The organism is Streptomyces sp. 4F14 (assembly GCF_048159485.1).
Lineage (GTDB): Bacteria > Actinomycetota > Actinomycetes > Streptomycetales > Streptomycetaceae > Streptomyces.
The window spans coordinates 269,081-285,833 of the sequence record NZ_JBLRVY010000014.1; the positions used below are offsets into that span (position 1 = coordinate 269,081).

Below are 16,753 nucleotides of genomic sequence, written 5' to 3' on the forward strand. Positions count from 1 at the left end.
CAGCGGGATGGTGCCGCCGTACTCGGACACGTCGCCGAGGTCCGGGTAGACCTCGACCTGCGTCGGCACGTACCGGGTCGCGAACCCCATGCGGTAGTCCTTCTCGCTCCCGGTGTGAGGCAGCGAACCGTGCATCAGGGTCGACCAGAAGATCACGCACTCACCGGGCTGCATGACGAGGGAGAACGCCTTGGACTCGTCGGGGCGCCAGTCGGGGTCCTTCTGGAGCTCGCGGTGGTCGTAGCCGAAGAAACCGCGCCGGATGCTGTCCTTCTCCCGCTTGTTGATCGTGTCGGGGTTGTACGACATGCCGAGGGATTCGTCGTAGTTCATCACCCGGTGCGTGCCCGGCATGAGCTGGAGGCAGCCGTTCTCGCGGGTGGAGTGGGCGAACGCGGTCCAGGCGGTGATCGCGCCGCCGAACGCGGGCGCGTCGTTCTGCGCGGGCCACCGGATCTGGGGGCGGCCGCTGGAGTGGGCGAACGTCGACGCCTGGTGCCAGTCGGTGCCCTCGTCACCCTGGTACTTCGGGAAGAACTCGGTGCGCCAGCACAGCAGGTCAGGACCGAGGATGGAGGTCACCCGCTCGACGATCGCCCGCGAACGGTCCGGAACGGCTCGGCGTATCTGGTTCCAGCGCTTCTCCATCTCCTCGGGTTCATACACCTTGATGGGACCGATGAAGCCCTGCTCCTCGAACATGGCGAGTTCGTCGGGGGAAAGTCGGAAATCGGCGGTGCGGTCGTTCACGGCTACTCCAGTCTCTGGGCCGAGGCGGGGTGAGCGAATTACGTGGCAGGCTGTGCGGCCAGCCGCGCGTGCAGTTCTGCGATCGCGCTGCCGAGCGACTCCTCGAACAGGACCTTCACGTCCAGTTCATGCCCGAAGCGCTGCTGGACACGTGTGTTGAGGTTCATGGCGAGGAGCGAGTGACCGCCGAGGTCCAGGAAGTTGTCCTCGGGGGACACATCCGGATTCTCGATGAATTCGCCCACCCAGTCGACGAGTAGCTTCTGAAGTTCGTGCACGCCCTCAGGAAGGGAAACGGGCATTGCCGCCGCACTCCTCTCGTAATAAGCATGGCCTGCTGCACGCCTTGCTCTATTGGCCGCCCGGGTGAACGCGGTAATGCCGGATAATTGGGGGGTATGCCTCGCGAACATACGCCACGAACATAGGGCGGCTTTCTGTCGCGTGACAGTTCCGCGGTTCGGTTCGCCGCACCGGAACGCCGGAATGCCCGACCGGCGGGGGCGTGCGCCCGGCGCAGCCGTCGGGGCCCGCCCCGGTCGTGAAAAACGCTTGGACGCCGCCCCCGCCCCCGCGGGAGACTTCCCGTTCCTCCTCCGAATTGTCCCGCTTGCGCGCGCTCTCCTTCGCGCGCCCGGGGCCTGAGCGACGCAGGGACGGGATGGATACGGCTGAATCACGCAAGGGCGCGGTGCTGCTCGCCCTTCGCTACTACGGACGGGAGTTGGGACGGCTCAAATGGCTGGCGCTGCCCGCGCTGCTGCTGCCCGCGCTGGGGAACGCGGGCATCAACTACGTGGCGCCGCTGGTGGTGGCGAAACTGGTGGGGCGGATCGCGGACGACGGGGACGTGGTGGTGTCGACGGCGCTGCCGTACGTCGTGGGGTTCTCCGTCGTGATGCTGGTGGCGGAGGCGCTGTGGCGGGTCGGCATCCACTGCCTGAACCGCGTCGACGCGCTCGGCGTCGAGAATCTGTACGTCGTCGGCATGGACGAACTCTTCGCGAAGGACGCGTCGTTCTTCCACGACAACTTCGCCGGGTCGCTCACCAAACGGGTGCTGGGCTTCGCCGCGCGGTTCGAGGAGTTCGGGGACACGCTGGCCTTCCAGATCGTGGGCAGCCTCGTGCCGCTGCTGTTCGGGTCCGTCGTGCTGTGGCAGTACGAACCCTGGCTCGTCGTCTGCCTGCTGACGATGATCGTGATCACCGCCGTCGGCGTGACGCCGCTGATCCGGCGCCGGCAGCGGCTCGTCGACGAGCGTGAGGCGGCCATCGCGCGGGTCTCGGGACACGTCGCCGACAGCCTCATGAACATGGACACCGTGCGCGCCTTCGCCGCCGAGGAGCGCGAGGCCGCCGAACACCGGGTCAGGGTCGCGGAGTCGAGGCGGCTGATGTTGAGGTCGTGGGACTACGGGAACCTGCGCATCGACACGTTCGTCGCGCCGATGTCCGTCCTCACCAACGCACTCGGGCTCCTGCTCGCGGTCACCCTGGCCGGCAGCGGGCGCAGCGTCGAGGGCGTCATCGTGGCGTTCACGTACTTCGCGAACGCCACCCGCATCATGTTCGAGTTCAACCAGATCTACCGGCGCATGGAGAGCTGCATGACCGAGGCGGCACAGTTCACCGCACTGCTGCGCACATCGCCGACCGTCGTCGACGCGGCCACCCCCGAACCGCTCGCCCCGCGCTCCGCCGACGTCCGCTTCGACCAGGTCACCTTCGCGCACGGCGGCGGCGCCCCCCTCTTCGAGAAGCTCGACCTGGACGTGCCGAGCGGTACGAAGATCGGGCTGGTCGGCAGGTCGGGCGGCGGGAAGACGACGCTCACCCGGCTGCTGCTGCGGATGACCGACATCGACGGCGGGCGCATCCTCGTCGGCGGCCAGGACATCAGCCGGCTGCGCCAGGCGGACCTGCGCAGCCTCATCGCGTACGTCCCGCAGGAACCCGCCATGTTCCACCGCAGCCTGCGCGACAACATCGCCTTCGCCCGCCCCGGGGCCACCGACGAGGACATCCGCCGGGCCGCCGAGGCCGCCCACGTCACGGAGTTCGCCGACGCGCTCCCGGACGGCTTCGACACGATGGTCGGCGAACGCGGCGTCAAACTCTCCGGCGGCCAGCGCCAGCGCGTCGCCCTCGCCCGCGCGATCCTGCGCGACGCGCCGATCCTCCTCCTCGACGAGGCGACCAGCGCGCTCGACTCCGAGAGCGAGATCCTCGTCCAGGACGCCCTGTGGCGGCTGATGGAGGGCCGGACGACGCTCGTGGTCGCGCACCGGCTCAGCACCGTCGCCGGGATGGACCGGCTCGTCGTCCTCGACCGGGGGCGGATCATCGAACAGGGCAGCCACACCGAGCTGTTGGCGGCGGAAGGCGCCTACGCGAAGCTGTGGCAGCACCAGTCGGGCGGCTTCCTCGACGACAAGGAGGAGCCGACGGAGGTGAGGGCGTGAGGTGAGGGGGCGGGGCGCGGGGTGAACCGGCGGACGGGGACGCCGGGTCATCCCGCGCTGTCGGTACGGCTCGCCGGCGTCTCCCGGCGAACGGGCGTTGCTGGTACGGCCCGCCGGAGTCCCCGGGCGAACGGGCGTTGCCGGTGCGGCCGGCCGCCCCCGCCGCCGTGTCGCGCGCCCGCACCTGGCAACCGGCTACGGACACCCTGTGGGTTCCCCCGCCACCGGGGTCCAGGACCGCCCCCGCTGCCAGGATGAGGCGCCATGAACCCCGGCAAGCACACCAAGCGCCGCCTGCCGCCCAGGTCGGGCCACCGCAAGGCGTCCCGTGTCCATGACGACACCGTCACGACGGCCCTCGCCCTCGCCGCCCGCGACGGCGACCCGGCCGCCGGGCAGGAGTGGACGCGGGCGCTGTACCGGGACGTCCTGCGGTACGTCGTCCACCTCGGCGCCGACCCGCAGGCCGCCGACGACGTCGTCCAGGACACCTTCCTGCGGGCGCTCACCGCGCTGCACCGCTTCGAGGGGCGGTCCTCGGCGCGCTCCTGGCTGCTGGCCATCGCCCGGCACGCGGTCGCCGACAGCCACCGGCGCCGGGCGTCGCGACCCCGGCTGCGCGAACAGGCCGAGACCGGCGGAGGTTTCGAGGAGGGCGTCGCCCTGGCGGAACTCCTCGGGCTGCTCCCGGCCGAGCGGCGTGAGGCGTTCGTCCTGACGCAGCTCGCGGGATGGTCGTACGAGGAGGTCGCGGAGCGGGCGAAGTGCCCGGTGGGGACGGTCCGGTCGAGGGTGTCGCGGGCGCGTACGACGTTGCTGGAGCAGGTCGTGCGGGGATGACGGGGCGCATGGGGAGGCGTCCGGCGCCTATGCCCCCGGCGCCGGGCGCCGATGCCCCCGCCCCCTACCTCACCGCCGCCCCCGAGCCCTGCTGCCCCGCGGCGCCTTGACGAACTGCATCTCCAGGGCCGTCGGCGGCTCCGCCACCCCCGGTCCGCCCGCCTCGGCCCAGCCGATGATCTCCTCCGTCGCGTCGTCGTCCGTCGCGAAGCCGATCCACACCGCTCGCGCGCCGGACTGGCGTGCGGCGGTGGAGGGCTGGACGACGAGGACGTTCGCTTGGTCGCAGGGGCCGAGGCAGTCGGTCGTACGGACCGTGAACGTGCCCCCGGACGCGGCGGCCGCCGCCCGCAGCCGGTCGAGCTGCCAGGCGTGGTCGAAGCCGGGGTTCTTGCGGCGGTCGCCACAGCAGCAGCCCCTGCACACCACGACCGTGCAGGGGGCGCCGCGCTGGAAGGGGAGCATCAGGACGCGGAGAGGCCGACGTGGGCGAGGGCCTGCCGCAGCAGGAACCCGTGCCCGCCGGGCATCTCGCTCTGGACGGCCGGGGAGGCGGCCTCCTGCGGCTCGAACCAGACGAGGTCGAGCGCGTCCTGCCGCGGCTGGCAGTCCCCGGTCACCGGAACGATGTACGCCAGGGACACGGCATGTTGACGCGGGTCGTGGTAGGGAGTGACGCCCTGCGTGGGGAAGTACTCGGCCACCGTGAACGGCTGGAGCGCGGCGGGCAGCCGGGGCAGCGCGACGGGGCCGAGGTCCTTCTCCAGGTTGCGCAGGAGGGCGTCGCGGACGCGCTCGTGGTGCAGGACCCGGCCCGAGACCAGGGTCCGGCTGACATCGCCGTCCGGTCCGATGCGCAGGAGCAGGCCGATGCTGGTGATCTCGCCCCGGTCGTCCACGCGGACGGGCACGGCCTCGACGTACAGGATCGGCATCCGGGCGCGGGCCAGTTCCAGCTCGTCCTGGCTCAGCCAACCGGGCGTGGTCTCGGTCATGTCAGACATTGCTTGATCATACTTTCAGAACCGGTCGGACAACCGGTAGACCCGACGGGCGTTCTCCGCACCCGCCCACCGCGCGAGGCGCACCGCGTCGGGCGGACTCAGCTCACCCGCGTCCACCCGGTCCTGGAGGAGATCCCCGAGGCCCCGCCGGAACGCCAGCGCGCCGAGCGCGTAGAACTCGGCGACACCGTACGCGTCCGAGCTGTACAGCAGTTTGCCGAACGGCGTCATCTCCAGTACCTCCGCCAGTACCGCCCGCGCCCGCACCGGCCCCACATGGTGCAGCGTGAGCCCCACATCCAGGTACACCTGGGGAAACACCGAGGTCAGATAGGCCGCCTGCCGCTGATACGGCCAGCAGTGCAGCAACAGCACGGGTACATCGTCCGGAATCAGGCGCAGCCAGTCGGTGAGCAGACTCGGGTCCACCCGGTGCAGCCGGATGTCCCGGTCCCCGAACCCGGTGTGCAGCTGAAGGGGGAGCTTGAGGTCCACGGCCGTCCACAGGAGATGCCGGACGAGTACGGGGTCGTCGAGGCGCCCCGCGTGCGCGAGCCACCCTCGGGCGGCCCGCTCGATCTCCTGTTCCGTCGGGCGTGTCGGCGCGAGACCGAACCCGGTGCGGTAGGCGGCCACCGACTTCACGCCGACGACCCCGGGCGCGCGCACGGCGTCGTGGACCGCCCGCGTGAATTCCTCGGCGTAGGCGTCCGGTTCGACACCCCGGGCCTTCAACCGCTCGGCGATCGGCTCCAGTCGGACCACCTCGTACGCGGTTGCCCGCGCCGCGTCCGCGAGTTCGGCCGGGGTGGTGAGGGGGAGCGGGGTGTGGCCGGTGTCGACGCAGAAGGTGCCGGTCCGGGAGGCGTGCAGGAAGCGCCGGTTGACCTCCTCGGCACCCAACTCGGTGCGCCGGTCCAGGTATTCGCCGGGCGGGGCGTGCGGCGGGAGGTCCAGGACGGGGGCGCAGTGGCGGCGTACCGCGATGCCCGTCGGGGTGTCGAAGGGGGTGATGCCGCCCTCGGTGAGCAGGGACTCGAAGGCGGGGCGGGTGAGGTCGTGGGGGACGACGCCGTGGCAGTGGTGGTCCACCAGCTCCAGTTCGGCGAGCGCCTCATGGACCCGCATCTCAGTAGGCCCAGCGGTAGGCGGCGGCGATCCGCTCGTCGTCCAGGCCCCGGACGGCGGCGAGTTCGCCCTCGCGGACCGCGATCACGGCGTCCGCGAGGACCGGGCCGAGGGCGGCGCGCACGACCTTGTCCTCCCGGAACGCGGCGACGGCCTCGGCGAGGGAGGCGGGGAGCCGGCGAACTCCCTTGCGCTCGGCCTCCGCCGGGGTCAGCGCGGCGGGGTTGCCCCGCGTCTCCTCCGGGAGGTCCGCCCGCGCCGCGATGCCGTCGAGCCCGGCGGCGATCAGACCGGTCAGGGCCGCGTACGGGTTCGCGGCGAGGTCGATCGGCTTCACCTCCAGGTTGGCCTGCTCGGCGCGGTGGCCCTTCGTGCCGGGCACCAGACGCACGGCCGCCTCCCGGGTCTCCAGGCCCCACGCGGTGAACACCCCCGCCCACTGGGAGGGCACCAGGCGCAGGTAGCTCGCGGGGCTGGGGGCGGTCAGCGCGAGGAGGGCGGGCAGGCGGGCGAGGACGCCGGCCGCGAACGACTCCGCCTCCGGGGCGAGGCCGTGCCTGCGGTCGCCGCCCGTGTGCAGGTTGCGGCCCTCGCGCCAGGCCGAGAGGTGGACGTGGCCGCCGTTGCCGACGTTCGTCGTCGTCACGGTCGGGGCGAACGAGACGCGCAGGCCGTGCCGCCCGGCGACCGCGCGGATCGTCTGCCGGGTCAGCACGGAGCGGTCGGCCGCCGCGACCGGGTCCGCCGCGCCCACCGAGATCTCGAACTGCCCCGCCCCGTACTCCGGATGGACCTGGTCGACGTCCAGCTCCTGCGCCGCGCACGCCTCCAGCAGGTCCGCGAGGAACGCGCCCAGCTCCACCTGGCGCGTCGCGCCGTACGCCGGGGCCGTCGTCGCCGGGACGAACTCGCCGGGGGCCGCTGTGCCGAGGCCGAGCATCCACTCGACCTCGATCGCCGCGCGGAAGGAGACGCCGTGGTCGAGGGCGGCGCGCTCGGTGATCCGGCGCAGGGCCGTGCGGGAGCAGCCCGGGTGGGGTTCGCCGTCCTGCGTGATCCGGTCGACCGGCGCCCACGCCCAGCCGGGCTGCGCGGCCAGCACGGTCAGCAGGTCCAGGTCCGGGTAGAGGCGCAGGTCGCCGTCCGGGGAGCCGAGGACGTCCGTCGTGACGATGTGGTCGTTCGCGAGGAAGGTGTCGAACACCGGGGACATGCCCACGCCCCAGGCCGCGGCGGCGGGGAGCTTCGCCGTGGGGACCGTCTTCACGCGGTGCACGCCGGCCGTGTCCACGTACGCGAGGACGACGCCGTGCACCTTGCGGGCGGCCAGGGTCTCGGCGAGCGACACGGCCCGCTCGACGTCCCCCGGCCTGCCGCCGGGGATGGGGTCGGTGAGGGTGGTCATAGGGGGCGCTCCTCGGGCAAGTCGGGCTTTTGGGCCAGGGTTTCACGACCGGGGGGTGCGGATGGGGTGGCCGAGGGGCGCGGCGTCGTCTTTGTGCGGGTGCTCGTGTCGCCTCGCGCCGGACCGTCCCCGCCGGTGAGACGGGCCGAACGCCTTTCGGGTGCCCCGGTAGTCTGACGATCGGCCCGCCTCCGTACAGAAAGCAGGACATGCCCTCCTCCGCCCCGCCTCGCCCCGACCGGGCCGTTCGCCCCCGCCGCCGACATCCGGCTGATCGTCACCGACATGGACGGCACGCTCCTCGACGACGACAAGCGGCCACCGGAGGGCCTCAAGGACATGCTCGGCCTGCTGCGCGAGCGCGGCATCCTCTTCAGCCCGGCCAGCGGACGCCAGTACGCCACCCTGGAACGCGACTTCACCGGCCTCGCCGACGGCATGGTCTTCATCGCCGAGAACGGCACCTACGTCGTCCGCGACGGCCGTGAACTCAGCTCCGACCCCCTGGACCCCGCCGTCGCCGCCGAGGTCGTCCACACCGTACGGCGGCTCGCCGCGGCCGGCGTCGACGTGGGTGTCGTCGTCTGCGGCAAGCGCTCCGCCTACGTCGAGCAGACCGACGAGCCCTTCCTCGCCGAGGTGCGCCGCTACTACCTGCGCAACGAGATCGTCGAGGACGTCACCGCCGTCGACGACGACATCATCAAGGTCGCCCTCTACTCCTTCGGCTCCGTCGAGCGGACCGTCGCCCCGGCGCTCGCCGCCTTCGCCGAGGCCCACCAGGTCGTCGTCTCCGGCGAACACTGGGTCGACATCATGAACCGCACCGCCAACAAGGGCGCCGCCCTGCGCCGCCTCCAGGGGGAGCTGGGCATCACCCCGGCCCAGACCATGGTCTTCGGCGACTACCTCAACGACCTGGAGATGCTCGACGCCGCCGAGTGGTCCTTCGCGATGACCGGCGCCCACCCCGACGTCATACGCCGGGCCCGCCACCTCGCCCCCTCCAACAACGACAACGGCGTCCTGCGCACCATCGCCCGCGTCCTGGACCTCGGCCCCGACGCCGCTCGCTAGTCCGGGTCCACCTGCCCGTGCCGCCAGGCCCACGCGGCGATCTCCACCCGGTTCCTCGTCCCCAACTTCACCTGCACGCTGGACAGATGCGTCTTCACCGTGGACAGGGAGACGAACAGCTCGGTCGCGATCTCCGCGTTCGTCCGCCCCAGCGCCACCAGCCGCACCACCTCCAGCTCCCGGTCGGTGAGGGGGTCGGCCAGCGCGGGGGCCGACGCGCCGGCCCGGGCGGCACGGCCGTCCTCCTGCTCCGTCAGATGCTTCAGCAGCCGGACCGTCACCGACGGCGAGACCAGCGAGTCGCCCGCGGCGGCCGCCCGCACCGCCTCCGCGAGCAGGATCGGCCCCGAGTCCTTCAGCAGGAACCCGCACGCCCCGCCGCGCAGCGCCCCGTACACGTACTCGTCGAGGTCGAACGTCGTCACCACGACGACCCGCAGCGGATCCTCCACCCCCGGGCCCGCCAGCAGCCGTGTCGCCTCCAGGCCGTCCAGCCTCGGCATCCGGATGTCCAGCAGGCACACGTCCGGCCGCAGCCGCCGCGCCAGCGCCACCGCCTCCTCCCCGTCCGCCGCCTCCGCGACCACCGTCATGTCGGGCTGCGCGTCCAGGAAGAACCGGAATCCCGTACGCACCATGTCCTGGTCGTCGGCGATGAGCACCCGGATCGGGGCGGCGGCGGTCGGCACGGGGGCCGGGGTGGGGGCGGTCATGGATCAGATCATGCCTCACGGGAAGAGGGGGACCGGGTGTGGTACTCGGGGCGCCGGGCTCGGGGCGGGCCGTGTGCTCTCGGACCATCAGGCCACCGTGTACTGCGTGTGCCCGCTGATCCGGCCGTCCCTGACCTGGAGGATCCGATCGCAGTGGGCGGCGACGTCGGGGTCGTGGGTGACCATCACGAGAGCCGCTCCCTGGGCGCGGGTCACGGACGTCAGGAGCGTCACCACCTCCGTGCTCGTGCGCTGGTCGAGAGCGCCCGTCGGCTCGTCGGCGAAGACGACGTCCGGCTCGATGACGAGCGCCCGGGCGATGGCGACCCGCTGCGCCTGCCCACCGGAGAGCGCGCCGGGGCGCCGGGCCTCCAGCCCCTCCAGACCCAGCGGCGCGAACCAGCGGCGGGCCCGCTCCACCGCCTGCTTGCGCGGCACGCCCTCCAGCATCAGCGGCAGCGCCACGTTCTCCTCCGCCGGCAGCTCGGGCAGGAGCTGGCCGAACTGGAAGACGAACCCGAACCGCTTGCGGCGCAGCGCGCTCAGCTTGTTCTCACCGAGCCGCTCGATGCTCTCGCCGCGCAGCAGCACCGTCCCGGAATCGGGGCGGACGACGCCGGCCAGGGTGTGCAGCAGCGTCGACTTGCCGGAGCCGGACGGGCCCATGATGGCGAGCGAGTCACGCTCCTGGACGTGGACGTCCACGCTGTCGAGCGCGACCGTCGAGCCGTACTTCTTCACAAGGCCGAGACCGGCCAGAACGGGGTTCATGAGAGGGGAGAGCCTTTCGCCGGGAGGGGGTGGATGCCGGAGCGGTGACCGCTCAGCGTTCGAACTTCCAGGTGACGGAGGAGGGCGTCGCCTTGACGACGCTCACCGGTATCTCGACGCTCCGTCCGTCGCTGCGCTCTCCCCGGCACGTGATCGTCGCGCCCGCCACCGCCTTCAGGCCGGTCGGACAGCTGACGCCCTTCAGCCGGTCCCCGACCCACGGCAGCGGGTGGTACCGGCTCTGGATCCGGCCCTCGGCGATGTTCTTGGCCAGGGCCGGATAGCCGTTCACCCGCACCGCCGACCGTTCGTCCAGCCCCGTCGTGGACTGGGTGCCCGACAGCAGGTGCGTACCCACCGCGCCCACGGCGACGGCGGCCGTGGCACAGCCGACCAGACCGATCACGAACCTGTTGCGCTGCATGACATGCCTCCGAACCGGGAGCAGGGGGGAAAGAAGAGGAGAGGCGGAGCGACCGTTTCGCTCCGTGACCCCACTCTCGCCGCTCGACCCCGCCCTCCGCCTCGGCCGTCCGGCCAGGTTCTCGGCCCGATTCACCCACTCGCCCTCGGCCGTTCGGCCGATCCGCGGCGGGGGCCGGCGGCGCTACCGTGATCGCCATGTCATCAGTCACCGGCAGGGCCCGGGGCTGTGCACGGGGTCTGGCCCACGGCACCGTGCCCGCCGCCGCGGCCCTGGATCTCGTCTTCGCCGGCACCGGCGGCCAGCCGCTCTGGGGAGCGGCCGCCGTCCTCGCCGTCGGTGTCGCCGCCGTGCTGTGGCCCGCGAGGAGCCGGCCCGCCTGGCTCACCGAACAGGTCCGCACCGCCGTACCGGCCTTGCTCTCCCTTCTCTACTCGGGCGTGATGCTGGTCCTGGGGGAGCCGGGGTGGTTCGGGCCGGGCGAGGTCCTCGTCCTGCTCTGTCTCCTCTTCCTCGCCGTGCGGCAGGCGCCGGGGCGGTGGGCCGTCGTGTGCGCCGTGCTGGACGGCCTCGCGCTGTTCGCCCTGCCGGTGCGCTACTTCCGGACCATCTCCCTGCGCGACGATGACCTGCTCGCGGCGCTGGTCATCGGCCTGCTGCTCGTCGGGCTCGTCGCCGGGCTCGCCGGGTATCTGCGGTCGCTGGACTACCGGCGGGTCGTCGCCGTGGGGGAGACCCGGCGGGCCGAGCGGCTCGCCATCGCCGCCGACCTGCACGACTTCGTGGCGCATCACGTGACCGGCATCCTCGTCCAGACCCAGGTCGCCCGGATGATGGCCGACGCCCCGCAGCACGAACTCGACGGCGTCCTCGCCGGCATCGAGCGCGCCGCGACCGAGGCGCTCGCCTCGATGCGACGCACGGTCGGCGTCCTGCGGGACGTCGGACCCGAGGCCGTCGAGCGGCGCCCCGTCGGCGACCTCGACGGCATCCGTGAACTCGTCGACCGCTTCCCCGGCCCCGGACAGCGGGCGATCCTGCACCACGACCCCGAACTCCCCGCCGGCCTCCCCCACGAGATCCAGGCCGCCGCCTACCGCGTCGTACAGGAGTCCCTCACCAACATCCGCCGCCACGCCGCCGACGCCACCGACATCCTCGTCACCCTCTTCCCCGACGCCGACCGCCTAGTCGTCATCGTCCAGGACGACGGCCACGGCACCAGCCACCTCCCCACCGAGGCCCACGGCGGTGGCTTCGGCCTCGTCGGCCTCAAGGAACGCGTCACGGCGCTCGACGGAGAACTGTCCGCGGGCCCCCGCGAGGGAGCGGGCTGGGAGGTCCGGGCCACCCTCCCGACAGGGCTCAGACCCCGGGCGGGGAGAAAGAACTGAGACCGACGGGGAGATTGAAGGAGGAACCGGGCGAGCAGCATCAAGCATCAGTATCTGGGCACACAGGGGGTGGAGCCGATGTCTCGTCGGTCCGACAGTTCATCAGACAGTTCATCAGAAGAGGTCGGGACGGACCCCGCCGGTACCCCTCCGGAATCAGGCCGCTGGGGAAAGGTGATCGCCACGGTCGCGGCACTGGGCGGGCTCGGCGGACTCGCGGTGTTCCTGCCCGCCGTCGGAGACATGTTCGGCTGGGGCGGGGACGACCCTCAGCCGAAACAGACCGTCGTGGCATCGGAGCCGAGCCGTTCCTCCACCGCTGTGAGGATCGAATACCCCGCGGCGCGCGGGGACGAGCAGGTCGCGATCGGCCTCTGTCAGGAGTTCAAGGGAACGTCACGGCTGGCCGACGGCTACCGGCTGTGGATCGCCGGACGGGCGGCGACCGATGACGACTACGTCCTGTTCGGCGAGGCCACCGTCTCCGCGACAACGGGCAAGTGGACCCACACCATTCAGGTGGGCGCCGAGGAACAGAAGGGAGTGGTCTTCGAGATCTTCGCGGTGCCGGTACCGCGGACGATGTCGGACTACCTCCTCAACGCCACCGACTACCAGGGCAGACACCTGGCCCCGCACGGCGACGGAACCCTGGAACTCGGCCTGCGCAACACGGCCCTCCCCCCAGGCTCCGACACCCGGCACAGCGACAGCATCAAGGTGCGGCGGAGCAGCGATCCGGGCGCCTGCTGAACCCCCGCAGCCCCGAGGTACCGTGCGCCTCGGCCCCCCACCCACGGAGGAGAAGCAGATGCCCGCCCCTCACACCCTCGACCTCACCTCCGCCCTGAAACCCGGCGACCTGGAGGACTTCTACCGGGACCTCCACCGCCACCCCGAACTCGCCTTCAGGGAACACCGCACGGCGGGCAAGCTCGCCGCCCGCCTCAAGGGCGCCGGGTACGAGGTCACGGAGGGCGTCGGCGGGACCGGAGTCGTGGGGGTCCTGCGCAACGGGGACGGGCCGGTCGTGTGGCTGCGGGCCGACATGGATGCGCTGCCCGTGCAGGAGGCGACCGGACTGGAGTACGCGTCGCTGACCGACGGGATCATGCACGCCTGCGGGCACGACCTGCACGTCACCTGGCTCGTGGCCGCCGCCGAGACCCTCGCCGCCGGGCGGGACGTCTGGGCCGGGACCGTCGTCGTGATCGGCCAGCCCGGCGAGGAGGCCGGGAGCGGCGCGGCGGCGATGGTCGCGGACGGCCTGCACCAGCGCTTCCCCTACCCCGACGCCCTGCTCGGACAGCACGCCGCGCCCGGACCGGCCGGCTTCTACCCCCACACCCCCGGCCTCGCCATGTCCGCCTCGGACGACATCGACGTCGTCGTGCACGGCGTCGGCGGCCACGGCTCACGCCCCGAGTCGACCGTCGACCCCGTCGTGACCGCGTCCTACATCGTGACCAGGCTCCAGACGGTCATCGCCCGCGAGATCGCCGCGAGCGAGCCGGCCGTCCTCACCGTCGGCGCCTTCCAGGCGGGCACCAGCCACAACATCATCCCCGCCGAGGCCCGCCTCGCCCTCAACCTCCGCACCCAGAACCGCCGTACCCGCGACAAGGCCCTCGAAGCGATCCGCCGGATCGTCACCGCCGAGTGCCGGGCCGCGGGCTGCCCGACCGAGCCCGAGGTGGACGTCGTCTCCAGCTACCCGGTGACCGTCAACGACCCCGCGCTCGACGCGCGGATCGCCGCCACGCACCGCGAACTCTTCGGCGAGCACACGGTGTTCGACTTCGGGACGGTGACCGGCAGCGAGGACTTCTCCGAACTCGCCCCCGACGGCGTGCCGTACGACTTCTGGTACGTCACCACCACCCCCGCCGACGTCTGGGAGGCCGCCGAGGGCGAGGAGTTGCGGGAGAAGTTCGCGGGCGTACCGGGAAACCACAGCCCGTTGTTCGCGCCCGACCTGTCGGTGCTCGTGCCCGGGGTGCGGACCCTCGTCTCGGCGGCCCTCACCGAACTGGAACCACGGCGTCCAGGAACCGCGTGAGGTCCCCGAACACCTCCTCCCGGTTCGTCTCCGCGAACACCTCGTGCCGCGCCCCCGGATAGAGACACGAGGTCAGAGCGCCGCCCCCGCTGAGCCGCTCCACCCCGGGGCGGCTCCCGGCGAGGGGCACGAGCCGGTCGTCCTCGCCGTGCAGCCACAGCACCGGCAGCCGCCCCACGTCCCCGGCCGACGCGACCGTCCGCAACGTCGCCTCGAACGCCTCCAGCGTCGCCCGCTTCATCGCCCCGTGCCACACCAGCGGATCCGCCACGTACGCCGCCCCGACCGCCGGGTCCCGCGACAGCGAGGCCGGGCTGATCGGGACGTCCGGGATCTCGTCGTACGCCAGGAGCTTCCCCGGCAGCGCCCACTCCCCGATGACCGGCCCGGACAGGACCAGCGCGGCGAGCCGGTCGCCGAGGCGCTGGGCGAGACGGGCGGCGATCAGGCCGCCCATGGAGTGGCCCACGACGACCAGCGGCAGCCCCGGCCACGACTCCCGCGCGAGGGACACCACCGCCTCGACGTCCGTGACCACCTCCTCGAAGTCCCCCACCAGCACCCGCTCCCCGTCCGACAGCCCGTGCCCGGCGTGATCCGGCCCCAGCACAGCCGCCCCGTGCCCCCGCAGCACCCCGGCCAGCTCCTCGTACCGGCCGAGATGCTCCCCGTACCCGTGGACCAGCAGTGCGACGTACCGAGGCCGAGGCGGCGGCGCCCACTCGTGCACCGCGATCCGGCCCCGCACGCCGGTCAGGTAACGGATGTCGCCCACATCGCCTCCAGAGATCCGGGAAGTCCACAGTTTCACGCGGTGAGACGGTCTTTCCCTACCCCTGTTGCGTGGGCATAGCATCGGTCAACGCAATGAACACGATGACTCTGTGGCACATCACCGGCTGGGAGTTCGCCGCCCTCGCCCTCGCCGCCCTCCTCGTCGGCTTCTCCAAGACGGCCGTCAGCGGCGCGAACACCGTCAGCCTCGCCGTCTTCGCGGCGGTCCTGCCGGCCCGCGCCTCGACGGGCGTCCTGCTGCCGATCCTGATCGCCGGGGACGTCCTCGCCGTCCTCACCTACCGCCGGCACGCCCACTGGCCCACGCTGTGGCGGCTCTTCCCGGCCGTCGCGGCGGGGGTGATCGTCGGGACGGTGTTCCTCGTGTGGGCCGGCGACGAGGTCGTACGGACCTCCATCGGGGCGATCCTGCTGCTGATGGCGGGGGTGACGATGTGGCGCCGGCGCACGGCCGAGGCCGCCGACGAGCCCGACGCCGTCGTCACCCGCGCGGGGCGGTTCAAGGCGCGGTCGTACGGGGTGCTCGGGGGGTTCACGACGATGGTCGCGAACGCCGGAGGGCCCGTGATGTCGATGTACCTGCTGTCCGCCGGGTTTCGGAAGCTGGGGTTCCTGGGTACGTCCGCGTTCTTCTTCCTCATCGTCAACGTGACCAAAGTGCCCTTCAGCGCCGGGCTCGGGCTCATCGACGGGAACTCGCTGCTGCTGGACGCCGCGCTGGTCGGGTTCGTGGTGCCGGGAGCGCTGATCGGGCGGTGGGCCGTGGACCGGATCAACCAGCGGTTGTTCGAGCAGCTGGTGATCGGGGCGACCGTGGTGGGGGGACTTCAGCTGCTGCTGCGCTGAGCCACGCCGACGTCGCCTCCAGCCCGCCGAACGTGTAGAAGTGCAGGGCTACCTCGCCGTGGCGTTCCGGTACGAGACCCGCCGCGAGCGTCCCCAGGAAACGGTCCGGGCCGGCCGTACCCATCAGGTGCGTCAGCGAGAAGCCGTACTTGCGGGCTATGCCGGTGCTCGTGGCGACGCCGAAGCGGCGGGCGTACGACAGGAGGCGGCGGACGCCGGCCGGGCCGGGGACGCCGATGCGTACGGGGACGTCCACGCCCCGCGCCCTCGTCTCCTCCAGCCACCTCAGGACCGGGTCCACCGCGAAGCCGAACTGGGTGGTGACGGCCGCCGCGAGGTTCTGTTCCCTCAGCGCCGCCGTCTTCTCCTCCAGCGCCGACCACAGGGTCTCGGCGCCGATCGCCGGGTGGCCCTCCGGGTAGCCGGCGATACCGACCTCCCGTACGCCGTGCTCCTCCAGCAGACCCGAGCGGATCACCGACAGGGCGTCCGGGTACGGGCCGTGCGGGGCCGTGGGATCACCGGCCACGACGAACACACTCTCCACCGCCCGCACCGAGCGCAGCGCCGCGAGAGTTTCGGCCAGCTCGGAAGGGGAACGCAGGCGGCGGGCCGAGAGGTGGGGTACGGGGATCAGGCCGCGCTCCCCGACAGCCCGCGCGGCCTCGACCCTCGCGTCCAGGCCCTCGCTCGCGAGGTGCGTGACATTGACCCGGGTACCGGGAGCCAGCGCCGCCCCCTCCAGCGCCGGGGCGTCCTTGCCGGTGATCTCCACAGACGCGTCGAGGAACAGGGAGTGCGGGGGTGCCGTCATGCGTCGTCGAGTTCCTCACCTGGTGAAAGGGCCGGAACAGGCTAACAAGCGGCGGTACGGCTGCGCTGTGGCGGGCGTCTCGCGGGTCAGGGGGCGATGACCGACGCCCGCATGCGGTCGATCGTACGGAGGATCTCGGTGCGGTTCTTGGCGGACTTGATCCAGGCGGGGAGCCTGCCGACGTAGGTCATGCGGCCCTACCTTCTTGAGTGCGTCCCGTGAGTTCGCGACTCTGGGACTGCGCGGGTGGGGCAGGGATGGTTTTCATG

At 72.1% G+C, this 16,753-nt stretch carries 17 protein-coding genes and 1 pseudogene; 7 read left to right on the forward strand and 11 right to left on the reverse strand.

The window, feature by feature from the left end; genetic code table 11:
- Positions 1 to 36: 36 nt before the first annotated feature.
- Together ACLZOT_RS25220 and ACLZOT_RS25225 are read right to left on the reverse strand one after the other, a co-directional pair.
- Positions 37 to 702: pseudogene (locus ACLZOT_RS25220) on the reverse strand (chlorinating enzyme); the annotation flags it as partial.
- Positions 703 to 788: 86 nt separating this feature from the next.
- A complete protein-coding gene (locus tag ACLZOT_RS25225; RefSeq protein ID WP_416971327.1) occupies positions 789 to 1,052 on the reverse strand; it encodes an acyl carrier protein in 264 nt (87 codons plus the stop codon).
- 359 nt (positions 1,053 to 1,411) lie between these two features.
- On the opposite strand from ACLZOT_RS25225, the gene ACLZOT_RS25230 reads away from it, so the two are divergent.
- The gene (locus ACLZOT_RS25230) at positions 1,412 to 3,214 is read left to right on the forward strand and encodes an ABC transporter ATP-binding protein (RefSeq protein WP_416971328.1); all 1,803 of its coding nucleotides are present in this window, start codon (positions 1,412 to 1,414) and stop codon (positions 3,212 to 3,214) included.
- Between the two features lie 264 nt (positions 3,215 to 3,478).
- Entirely contained in the window at positions 3,479 to 4,054 is a 576-nt protein-coding gene (locus ACLZOT_RS25235; protein WP_416971329.1) for a sigma-70 family RNA polymerase sigma factor, read from the forward strand.
- Between the two features lie 69 nt (positions 4,055 to 4,123).
- On the opposite strand, the gene ACLZOT_RS25240 is transcribed toward ACLZOT_RS25235, so the two are convergent.
- Genes ACLZOT_RS25240 through ACLZOT_RS25255 form a run of 4 tightly spaced genes read right to left on the reverse strand, consistent with a single transcriptional unit; the run spans position 4,124 to position 7,591 of the window.
- On the reverse strand, positions 4,124 to 4,519 hold the full coding sequence (locus ACLZOT_RS25240) for a (2Fe-2S) ferredoxin domain-containing protein (RefSeq protein ID WP_416971330.1): 396 nt from the start codon (positions 4,517 to 4,519) through the stop codon (positions 4,124 to 4,126).
- Positions 4,519 to 5,058: an NUDIX hydrolase family protein gene (locus tag ACLZOT_RS25245; protein ID WP_107103903.1), complete on the reverse strand. Its 540-nt coding sequence runs from the start codon at positions 5,056 to 5,058 to the stop codon at positions 4,519 to 4,521. The genes ACLZOT_RS25240 and ACLZOT_RS25245 overlap by 1 nt, the downstream gene beginning before the upstream one ends.
- Positions 5,059 to 5,073: 15 nt before the next feature.
- Positions 5,074 to 6,186 carry an amidohydrolase family protein gene (locus tag ACLZOT_RS25250; protein ID WP_416971331.1) on the reverse strand — a complete coding sequence of 371 codons (1,113 nt, stop codon included), beginning with the start codon at positions 6,184 to 6,186 and terminating at the stop codon, positions 5,074 to 5,076.
- Position 6,187: 1 nt separating this feature from the next.
- Positions 6,188 to 7,591 carry a glutamine synthetase gene (locus ACLZOT_RS25255; RefSeq protein ID WP_416971332.1) on the reverse strand — a complete coding sequence of 468 codons (1,404 nt, stop codon included), beginning with the start codon at positions 7,589 to 7,591 and terminating at the stop codon, positions 6,188 to 6,190.
- Between the two features lie 285 nt (positions 7,592 to 7,876).
- Here ACLZOT_RS25255 and ACLZOT_RS25260 point away from each other — a divergent pair, with 285 nt between their 5' ends.
- Positions 7,877 to 8,668: a Cof-type HAD-IIB family hydrolase gene (locus tag ACLZOT_RS25260; protein WP_416971333.1), complete on the forward strand. Its 792-nt coding sequence runs from the start codon at positions 7,877 to 7,879 to the stop codon at positions 8,666 to 8,668.
- Here ACLZOT_RS25260 and ACLZOT_RS25265 read toward each other — a convergent pair.
- The 3 genes from ACLZOT_RS25265 to ACLZOT_RS25275 form a co-directional block, all read right to left on the reverse strand.
- Positions 8,665 to 9,381: a response regulator gene (locus tag ACLZOT_RS25265; RefSeq protein WP_416971334.1), complete on the reverse strand. Its 717-nt coding sequence runs from the start codon at positions 9,379 to 9,381 to the stop codon at positions 8,665 to 8,667. The genes ACLZOT_RS25260 and ACLZOT_RS25265 overlap by 4 nt on opposite strands.
- Positions 9,382 to 9,468: 87 nt before the next feature.
- Entirely contained in the window at positions 9,469 to 10,152 is a 684-nt protein-coding gene (locus ACLZOT_RS25270) for an ABC transporter ATP-binding protein (RefSeq protein WP_416971335.1), read from the reverse strand.
- Positions 10,153 to 10,204: 52 nt separating this feature from the next.
- The gene (locus ACLZOT_RS25275; protein WP_416971336.1) at positions 10,205 to 10,576 is read right to left on the reverse strand and encodes a DUF4333 domain-containing protein; all 372 of its coding nucleotides are present in this window, start codon (positions 10,574 to 10,576) and stop codon (positions 10,205 to 10,207) included.
- A gap of 197 nt (positions 10,577 to 10,773) precedes the next feature.
- Between ACLZOT_RS25275 and ACLZOT_RS25280 the strand changes: the two genes are divergently transcribed.
- The 3 genes from ACLZOT_RS25280 to ACLZOT_RS25290 all read left to right on the forward strand — a co-directional run bounded on the left by ACLZOT_RS25280 (position 10,774) and on the right by ACLZOT_RS25290 (position 14,029).
- On the forward strand, positions 10,774 to 11,970 hold the full coding sequence (locus tag ACLZOT_RS25280) for a sensor histidine kinase (protein ID WP_416971337.1): 1,197 nt from the start codon (positions 10,774 to 10,776) through the stop codon (positions 11,968 to 11,970).
- Positions 11,971 to 12,144: 174 nt separating this feature from the next.
- Positions 12,145 to 12,723 (forward strand): hypothetical protein, encoded by a 579-nt coding sequence (locus ACLZOT_RS25285; protein ID WP_416971338.1) that lies wholly within the window; start codon positions 12,145 to 12,147, stop codon positions 12,721 to 12,723.
- Between the two features lie 58 nt (positions 12,724 to 12,781).
- Positions 12,782 to 14,029, forward strand: a complete 1,248-nt coding sequence (locus ACLZOT_RS25290) for an amidohydrolase (protein ID WP_416971339.1) — start codon at positions 12,782 to 12,784, stop codon at positions 14,027 to 14,029.
- Here ACLZOT_RS25290 and ACLZOT_RS25295 read toward each other — a convergent pair.
- Complete coding sequence (locus ACLZOT_RS25295) at positions 13,992 to 14,804, reverse strand: lysophospholipase (protein WP_416971340.1); 813 nt, start codon at positions 14,802 to 14,804, stop codon at positions 13,992 to 13,994. The genes ACLZOT_RS25290 and ACLZOT_RS25295 overlap by 38 nt on opposite strands.
- A 92-nt stretch (positions 14,805 to 14,896) precedes the next feature.
- On the opposite strand from ACLZOT_RS25295, the gene ACLZOT_RS25300 reads away from it, so the two are divergent.
- Positions 14,897 to 15,670: a sulfite exporter TauE/SafE family protein gene (locus ACLZOT_RS25300; protein WP_416971341.1), complete on the forward strand. Its 774-nt coding sequence runs from the start codon at positions 14,897 to 14,899 to the stop codon at positions 15,668 to 15,670.
- On the opposite strand, the gene ACLZOT_RS25305 is transcribed toward ACLZOT_RS25300, so the two are convergent.
- Positions 15,597 to 16,484, reverse strand: coding sequence for a methylenetetrahydrofolate reductase (locus ACLZOT_RS25305; RefSeq protein ID WP_416971342.1), 888 nt, complete (start codon positions 16,482 to 16,484; stop codon positions 15,597 to 15,599). The genes ACLZOT_RS25300 and ACLZOT_RS25305 overlap by 74 nt on opposite strands.
- Between the last annotated feature and the right edge of the window lie 269 nt (positions 16,485 to 16,753).